This window comes from Sporosarcina koreensis, assembly GCF_001531445.1.
Classification (GTDB): Bacteria; Bacillota; Bacilli; order Bacillales_A; family Planococcaceae; genus Sporosarcina; species Sporosarcina koreensis_C.
The window spans coordinates 14516-23100 of the sequence record NZ_LQYA01000055.1 but is presented as its reverse complement, the minus strand read 5'-3'; the positions used below and the strand labels follow the sequence as shown (position 1 = coordinate 23100).

The window sequence follows — 8585 nt, the reverse complement described above, 5'->3', positions numbered from 1 at the left end:
GCCGATCACTAGGAAGCAAGTAATTCCTCCCGCCCACAACAACACCTTCTTATACGATTTATCCCAAGCTTCCGCCATTGTTCGATCCCGCCACTCATTTAGATTAAAATGATACATACTAGCAGTTTACGCGAAGAATTAAAGAATTAGACACACACAACACGTTATCTGAATATTAATTATATAACTTGTAATCTGAAATATCGGTTGTTAATATATGAGTAGATGATAAAACGGTTCGAAGGGGAGATTGACCATGTTCATGACAGAAGTGTTGGGGGAATATGCAAAAAATCAGCCGGACAAAGTTTTCACTTCCTATAACGGCAGAGAGTGGACGTATGGCGAGTTTTACGAAAAAGCGAAAAAGATCGCGGGGCATTTCCAAGCGGAAGGGTATGAAAAAGGGGATATCATTGCACTTTATTCGTTGAATTCCGATCAATTCCTCATCAGCTATTTCGGTGTTCAATTGGGTGGGTTCACCGTCATGCCTGTCAATACAAAACTAGCCCCTCCGGAAGTGGAGTACATTTACAATCATTCAGAAGCAAAAGCGCTTATTTATGATAAAAGATTGGAAGACATCGTCCAACAGTCGAAGCATCCTTTCAAGGAGAAGCTGTCGATACAAGAAGATATTGAAAGGTTGCTTGCAGGTGAAGCGGAGGAGTTCGAGCCTGTGGAATTGGACGGGGAAGATACGGCAGTCGTCATGTATACATCAGGGACGACGGGCAAGCCGAAAGGGGTCATGTTGACGCATCAGAATATCATCTCGACCGCGGAAATCTGGTCAGAGGCAATGTCGATTACAGATGCAGATCGGATGCTCATTTCCACTCCTTTATTCCATTGTGCCGCCTGCCATGTTTTCATGATTCCTGTCACCTATAAAGGCGGGACGGTCATTATCGAGGAGGCATTTTCTCCAAAGGGAACATTGGATTTATTGCAAAAAACATTACCGACCATGTTTTTCGGTGTTCCGGCGATGTATACCATTATCTTGAACCTGCCAGAAATCCGGGATCTCGAACTGCCAACCCTTCGTCTATTCGGATATGGGGCTGCACCGATGCCATATGAAATATTGAAAAAGCTGAAAGAGACATTCCCAAAGGTAAAAGTGCAAAATTTGTACGGACAGACGGAAAATTCACCGGCAGCTTCCACGCTGAAAGATCATCTGGCACTCGATAAAATCGGCTCGGTCGGAGAGGCATTGCCGCAGACCGAAGTTCGGGTCGTCGATGAATTTGGGGATCCGCTTCCGACCGGTCTAGTTGGTGAAATTGTCATGCGCGGACCGCAAGTGATGAAGGGCTATTTGAAAGATGAAGAGGAGACAAGACGGGCAATTAAAAACGGCTGGCTCTATACGGGTGATCTTGGCCGAATGGATAATGACGGCCTTCTCTATATCGTTGATCGCAAGAAAGATATGATCATCCGCGGCGGAGAAAACGTCTACCCGGTGGAAGTGGAAGAAGTGCTGTATCAAATCCCAGGATTATTTGAAGCGGCAGTCATCGGTATTCCACATGAGGTGTTGGGAGAAGTGCCAAAAGCGTATATCGTTGTGAAAGAAGGGGCAACCCTCACTGAAGCTGACGTGATCAGTCATTGCTCAAGCAATTTGGCGAAATATAAAATACCAGCAGAAATCGAATTTCTGGATGAGCTGCCAAGGAACGCATCAGGAAAAGTGTTGAAACATACACTACGTTCCGGAATGCACTCGACAATATAATAAGATAACCCCTTCTTCGACTGAAGAAGGGGCTCCTTTAACCCTAAATACGCATATACTGGATAAATCACGCATAAAAGTCTTCAAAAACGCATAAATCCTGTAAAACGCGTATAAACGAATATTCTCACGCATAAATGCTCACAAAAATGCATAAATGCCAAATATCACGCATAACCATTCCACTCAATCCTCACATACCCTTCAATTTATCCGCAAAGTCTTTCAAATTCATATGCGAATGGACACGTTGACGATTCAACGCATAAATCGGATCGCCGCGGTGGACATTGCCCTCCTCGATCGTAAAAGCGATGGAGATGCCCGCGTCCTTCATTGCAAGAATGGCTTGCGGGCTGCTCTTGCCGTATGGATAGGCAAGCGCCTTCACTTGATGGCCACTTATAATTTCTTCGATTGTTTCATTCGCCTCTTGCAAGTCGCTTCGGATGGCATTGCGCGATTCCGACTGTAAATAGCTCATGCCTGTAAGCGAATTGAACATATGGAATGCATGTGTATGGTTTTGATAGGAATACACATCTGTCGTCGATTGCAAATCATATTCGGAAACCATTCCCGGCTTACCGATTCTGCTCGTAATCAAGAAGGACGTCGCCTTGAACCCATTTCGCTTCAAGATCGGATAACCCAGTTCGATTGTCGACTCATATCCATCATCAAATGTAATGAGAACGGATTTCTCAGGGAGATTGAGCTTGCCTTGCACCCATAATTCCAATTGCCTCGGGGTAATCGTTGTCCAATTGTTCTTTTTCAAATAGGCCATCTGCTCCTCGAAATTCTTTACCTCAAGAACAGAAACATTATCGCTCAGTTTGACCTCTGTCAAATCGTGATACATAAGAACGGGGATGCCTGCATCAATGACAATGTCATTCTTATTGACATAGGCCGTCTTTCCACCGAAATTGATCGGATAGTAATCGCCTTGCGCCCGTTGAAGTTGGATCGTCAAATTTGGTTGCAGCTGACCAATCGATTTTGCGTTCTTCTTTGGCGCATTCAGGATCGGGACATGCTTCTTTGTCATTGCCCGGACCGGATAGGCGCCTTTCACCGAGCCATAGCTGTCTGCCACGGCCTTTGCCCGCTTCTTCGAAAACATCACTTCATCCCCGCCGATGACCGTATGATAATAGCGGTCCGACTCCTTGATGATCGAAGTGGATGTGCCTTTCATGAATACAGCGACTTTCTGCGATTGGTTATAAACAGGTGTATTTTCTGTGATGTTGACGGTTGGGATGCTTCCCGCTTCGGGCATCAGTGGAAACGCCAAGGCGAATAGAAGCGCCAACCATAATACTCTTTTCAAATGTCTTACTCCCTTTCATTTCCCGCTTTGCTGATGAACATGGAGGGACTTTGCAAATAGGTGGCGTTATTCACAAAGGATTCATGCCCAATTTTATATCGGTTAAAAGGGGCTAGTTGTTAGATAGATTTCAAAATGGAACAATGAAGTTATTGATAGAATAATAGAAATTAACTTGCACTTTGAAATAATCTACTGTATTATTGTGAAAGTTATTAGATAATTAGTGGGGAAGGGTGATACATATGAAGGTAAGGAAGTACGGACTATTATTTGGAAGCGCTTTATTAAGTGCATCCATATTTGCAGCCTGCGGCGATTCAGACAAAGATGGAGAAGAAAGTAAGGGGAGCGCTGACGGACTTGATACAAGAATCGTGACGATTGCAACGGGTGGATCTTCAGGCCCGTATAACATTATTGGAACTACTTTGGCGAATGAGTACTCGAATGAATTCGGTGTGAATTCAAAACCACAATCAACAGGAGCATCTGTTGAAAACATCAATCTGATCAAAGAAGGTAAAGTTGAAATGGCATTCGTCATGAGTGATGTTTTGACTGAAGCAGCCGAAGGGATTGGAAACTTCCCCGAGAAAGTGGATGAAGTTCAGCAAATCGCAGCTCTATATCCGAACTATGTACAAATCGTAACGACTGCCGACTCAGGCATCAAGACGATCGAAGATTTGAAAGGCAAACGTGTTGCTGTCGGTGACCAAAACTCAGGTGTTGAAGTGAATGCACGCAATTTGCTCAATGGTTTCGGCATTACATATGATGACCTGAAAGTCGATTACCTTGGTTATGCGGAGGCTGCTGACGGTCTTAAATCCGGCAGTGTCGATGCGGCATTCCTTACAAGCGGTCTTCCAAACTCTTCAGTGATGGAGCTGGCAGCGAGCATTGATCTTGCGCTTGTAGCAGTGGACCCGGCGAAAATTGAAGAAATTGCAAAAGATCAACCATATTTCGTTGCAATGGACATACCGGCTGACACATACGGAAACACTGAAGCAATCCCGACGGCGGCAATTATGAATGCATTGGTCGTGAGCAGTGAGTTGAGCGAAGATGATGTTTACAAATTGACAAAGAAATTTTTTGAAAGCTTGGACACTCTAGGCAACTCCCATCAAGCTGCAACAGAAATTACTCTTGAAAGTGCACAAAAAGGGATGGTAGCACCTGTTCATCCTGGAGCTCAAAAGTACTACGATGAGCAGAAGTAAGCTTTATCTAAGTGGGGGCATGTTCGTAATCATGCTCCTTCTTTCTCTTTTTTTTATCAGAATTCCTACCATTCAACTTTCGTATATGGATGGTAGTTTTTATTTAATCGACAACACGTTTGAACTTGGCTGGGTCCATTCGGTCGAAAAAGAGCCTTGGTTCGAAACATACGAACGACAGGGTTTCGATCTTTATTTGACGACTACGAAATTCAAAACATTCGGTGCTGGAGTTCCCTCAACGAAGGAAGTGATCGAAGCGGAAGACGGTTTTGTCCATATGGTTGTGAACGAAAAAATGGACGGAATCCGGCTGGCCGTTTCGAAAAATGCCCAGACCACTTTGTACACGGAAAATAGTGAAATCCCTTTATATGAACGAGTTGACGATTATGACACGATTGTCATCCAAGTCGTAAAAGCATCATTATGGAATTTATTAAGAGGTGAAAAAATTGACTAAACAAGCAAACAAGCCGCCAATTTTGGATCAAACAGAAGTGCTGACAGAAGAGCAACAGGCCGAACTCCTGGAGAAGTTTGATACGGAATCAAAAGTAAGAAAGTTCTCAGGAAAGAAAATTGCATATTTCGTGTCAATCATTGCTGTCTTCTATTCGCTTTTCCATTTATACATTACATTCTATCCAATGCCTGCACTACAACAGCGGGCGGTTCATGTTGCCGTTGGGATTGCGCTTGTCTATCTTATTTACCCGACCTATAGTAAGCAGAACCGAAGCAAAGTAGCGGTATACGATTGGTTGCTATTCGTATTAAGTTTGGCGACCGCAGGTTATTTAATAAAGGAATACACGGCTATCGTGACAACTCGTGGCGGTATTCCTAATACGATGGATGTCATAATGGCTATTTTGACGGTCGTCCTTATTTTGGAAGCTGCCCGCAGGGTGACAGGGTGGATTCTTCCGGTGCTGGCACTTATCTTTCTGTCTTATCCGTTTTTCAGCCATATGAGTTGGGTGCCGACAAAAATGGCGACACGTCAGTATGATTTAGGCGATATTTTCGGTCAAATGTATTTAAAAACGGAAGGTCTGTATTCCACAGCGATCGGCGCTTCTGTATCCTTCATCTTTCTTTTCATCCTCTTCGGCGCCTTTTTAGCAAAATCAGGGATGGGTCAATTTTTCAATGACTTGGCTCTTGCACTTGCGGGGCATAAGCAAGGGGGGCCAGCAAAAGTCGCGGTCATTTCCAGCGGTTTCATGGGAAGTATTAACGGTGCCGCCGTTGCAAACGTTGTCGGTACAGGTGCATTCACGATTCCGATGATGAAACGCGTCGGTTATTCAAAGAACTTTGCCGGTGCGGTTGAAGCGAGTGCTTCGATCGGTGGACAAATTTTGCCGCCGATCATGGGCGCAAGTGCTTTCATCATGGCAGAAACGACAGGCGTGAAATATGGAACAATCGCATTAGCTGCCCTTATTCCAGCCGTACTTTACTTCCTTGCGGTCATCATGCAAGTGCATTTCCGTGCGGGTAAGGAAAATTTGAAAGGGATACCAAAACCGGATCTTCCACGTGTCAAAGAAGTCATGAAGGAACGTGGGCATCTGTTGATTCCAATAGTTTATCTAATTTTCCTTCTTTATCGTAACGTTCCAATCGGCCATGCCGCATTTTATACAATTGTTGCAACGGTCATCGTGGCAGCACTCAGAAAAACCACACGAATGTCTCTTAAAGATATCGTCGCTGCGCTCGATAGCGGAGCGCGCCAATCCCTTTCTGTTATGGTTGCGTGTGCAGTCGTCGGCGTTATTATCGGGGTCGTTAGTTTGACGAGCTTCGGGAATGTCATGACGTCTTCGATTGCTAGCCTTGGAGCAGGTTCATTATTATTAACGTTGTTTTTTACGATGCTTGCATCCATGATCCTTGGGATGGGACTGCCTTCGATTCCGGCGTATATCATTACAGCGACAATGGCTGCACCAGCTTTGGCAGCGTTTGACGTACCGATACTTGTAGCGCATATGTTCGTGTTCTATTTCGGCATTTTCGCGAACATTACACCGCCTGTAGCGCTTGCCGCATTCGCGGGAGCGGGCATATCGGGCGGCGATCCGATGAGAACCGGCTTTACAGCGCTTAAACTATCTGCGGCCGGATTCCTCATCCCGTACATGTTCGTTTATAATCCTGCGATGTTAATGATTGATACGACAGACGTAGTTATGAACGCACGGGAATTCCCGGTTGCGGCAACGATGGATATCGCGATAATTACAATAACTGCAATCATTGGCATTATCGGCTTAAGTGCCGCGATTGAAGGGTATTTCAAAACCAACTTGAACCCTCTTTGGCGTATTGTGCTTGCTGCCGGGGCGCTTATGATGATCATCCCCGAAACAATTACGGATATCGTCGGAATCGTCATCGTTGGAGCTATGTTTGCCTTGAACTTTATGAAAAACAAAAAAGAAGAGCAAGCCTTGTTGCAAACAGAATAAGGAATGGATAAAACACGCCCACTTTCAGCTATGGTTGAACGTGGGTGTGTTTTGCTTAGCGAAGGTTCACGATTACTACTTACGGATTCCAGCTGCGAATAGTATAATAGTAGGAACTCAATTCAGAAACGGGGAACTCGACTTGTTAAGAACTCAAATGCAACGAATCATTATGCTGTTTGCCATTGTTTTCGTCATGCTGCCACTTACGAATGTCACTGCAGCTGAACCGATTGACGAGATTCGGCAACTAATTAAGGATCATTATATTGATGATGTTCCCGACTCGGTATTATTAAGAAACACTGGAAAAGAAATCATCAACGGACTCGATCCGCATTCCGAATACATGACCAAGCAGGAATACGAAGCGTTTATTAATGGGATCGAGCAGCGCATCGTCGGAATTGGGGTCGTATTGGAGGAAAGTGAAAACGGTATAAAAGTGATTTCCGTCATTAAAGATGGTCCCGCCTTTAAAGCCGGTATTGTTCCTGGCGATATCATTACGCATGTTGGCGACACATCTTTGAAAGGAAAGTCCGTACAAGTGGCAGTTCCTTTGATAAGCGGAAAAGAAAACACGTACGTCTCTCTTACAGTCTTACGAGAAAAGACGGAAAAACCGATTAACATGTCGATTCGCCGGGCTGAAATCCATTTGCCGACAGTTGAGTCTGAAATGCTTGGCGGCAATATCGGCTATATCCGGTTAAACAGTTTCTCAACTGATTCAGGCAAGGAAATGGAGAAAGCAATACAGTCGCTTGCGGGCGCTGGAGGTTTCATTGTCGATATCCGTAATAATGGAGGCGGCTATATTACCGCCGCGCAGGAAATTGCCGGATTTTTTCCTGGAGTGGAGCAAGCTTTCCAACTGCGTGAGAAAAATAAGAAACCGGAAATTTATCCTTCTGTGTATCAAAAACAGAAAATCGATGGTCCGGTATCACTGCTCGTCAATGAATATAGTGCAAGTGCATCTGAAATGGTAGCGGTCAACTTGAAAGAGCAGAAAGCGGCAACGCTGTATGGGAAGAACACGTATGGAAAAGGGACAATGCAATCGATGTACGCCTTCAACAACGGCAGCGTATTGAAAATGACAACGGCCCGTTTTTATTCACCGAAAGGCATAGCTGTCGATAAAGTCGGCGTATCCCCCGACGTAAAAACGCTGGTAAACGAAGAATTGACGACTGCGCATTACGATCAGCTAGTTATGACATTAAAAGGCTACAAGGCATTCCCTACATTAGAAAAGGTAAAGACGACGAAGACATTTACAGTCAGCATGACGAAGGATATGGATTGGCGTCAACTTGGAAAAAATGCAGTCCAATTGATAGAAATCGGTGGAAAAGAGAGCAGTATCCGCATAGAAGTGAAAGATGGCAAGACAATCGAAGTGATTCCCGAGTACCCGTTGCAATCCGGGAAAAAATATATGTTGATCATTCATCCGGCTTGGAAAGATAAGCTGGGAAATGGCATGAAGCATGGGATCTATCTAGATGTCACAGTTAGATAAAAAAGAGTGAGAGCTTGTCCGTTAATGAATGGATGGGCTCTCATTTTCATTAATGGGGGAATCTGTTCCACGCTTTGAGGAATGGATGGAACGCCGTTTAATCTCTTTTTCTAAAAGTGTGATGAATTGTGGGCAAAGATTTAGCGCAATCGCTTTTTTATACGAATCCATTAGAAAATCATCCGGTATACTCAACAATTTGGGTCTCCTCCTTGTCATCAAATCGTTTCCGGTTGCATATCTTGAA

At 44.4% G+C, this 8585-nt stretch carries 7 protein-coding genes; 5 read left to right on the top strand and 2 right to left on the bottom strand.

The window, feature by feature from the left end; genetic code table 11:
• The first annotated feature begins 256 nt into the window (after nucleotides 1-256).
• On the top strand, nucleotides 257-1753 hold the full coding sequence (locus AWV70_RS09575; protein ID WP_060206525.1) for a class I adenylate-forming enzyme family protein: 1497 nt from the start codon (nucleotides 257-259) through the stop codon (nucleotides 1751-1753).
• A gap of 193 nt (nucleotides 1754-1946) precedes the next feature.
• Here AWV70_RS09575 and AWV70_RS09570 read toward each other — a convergent pair whose 3' ends face one another.
• Nucleotides 1947-3092, bottom strand: a complete 1146-nt coding sequence (locus AWV70_RS09570; RefSeq protein ID WP_060206523.1) for a polysaccharide deacetylase family protein — start codon at nucleotides 3090-3092, stop codon at nucleotides 1947-1949.
• Nucleotides 3093-3337: 245 nt separating this feature from the next.
• On the opposite strand from AWV70_RS09570, the gene AWV70_RS09565 reads away from it, so the two are divergent.
• From AWV70_RS09565 to AWV70_RS09550, 4 genes are all read left to right on the top strand, one after another.
• Nucleotides 3338-4324, top strand: coding sequence for a TAXI family TRAP transporter solute-binding subunit (locus AWV70_RS09565; RefSeq protein ID WP_060206521.1), 987 nt, complete (start codon nucleotides 3338-3340; stop codon nucleotides 4322-4324).
• Entirely contained in the window at nucleotides 4311-4787 is a 477-nt protein-coding gene (locus AWV70_RS09560; RefSeq protein WP_235588604.1) for a DUF1850 domain-containing protein, read from the top strand. Before AWV70_RS09565 ends, AWV70_RS09560 begins: the two co-directional genes overlap by 14 nt.
• A gap of 37 nt (nucleotides 4788-4824) precedes the next feature.
• Complete coding sequence (locus AWV70_RS09555) at nucleotides 4825-6807, top strand: TRAP transporter permease (protein WP_414714828.1); 1983 nt, start codon at nucleotides 4825-4827, stop codon at nucleotides 6805-6807.
• A gap of 142 nt (nucleotides 6808-6949) precedes the next feature.
• A complete protein-coding gene (locus tag AWV70_RS09550) occupies nucleotides 6950-8338 on the top strand; it encodes a S41 family peptidase (RefSeq protein WP_235588603.1) in 1389 nt (462 codons plus the stop codon).
• Between the two features lie 21 nt (nucleotides 8339-8359).
• On the opposite strand, the gene AWV70_RS22860 is transcribed toward AWV70_RS09550, so the two are convergent.
• On the bottom strand, nucleotides 8360-8585 hold a 226-nt coding region (locus tag AWV70_RS22860), incomplete at its 5' end, for a sporulation histidine kinase inhibitor Sda (RefSeq protein ID WP_306464382.1).

What these genes read in the sequence shown, in the direction of transcription:
- AWV70_RS09575 (WP_060206525.1), top strand. Translation starts at nt 257, where the DNA reads ATGTTCATGACAGAAGTGTTGGGGGAATATGCAAAAAATCAGCCGGAC.
- AWV70_RS09565 (WP_060206521.1), top strand. Translation starts at nt 3,338, where the DNA reads ATGAAGGTAAGGAAGTACGGACTATTATTTGGAAGCGCTTTATTAAGT.
- AWV70_RS09560 (WP_235588604.1), top strand. Translation starts at nt 4,311, where the DNA reads ATGAGCAGAAGTAAGCTTTATCTAAGTGGGGGCATGTTCGTAATCATG.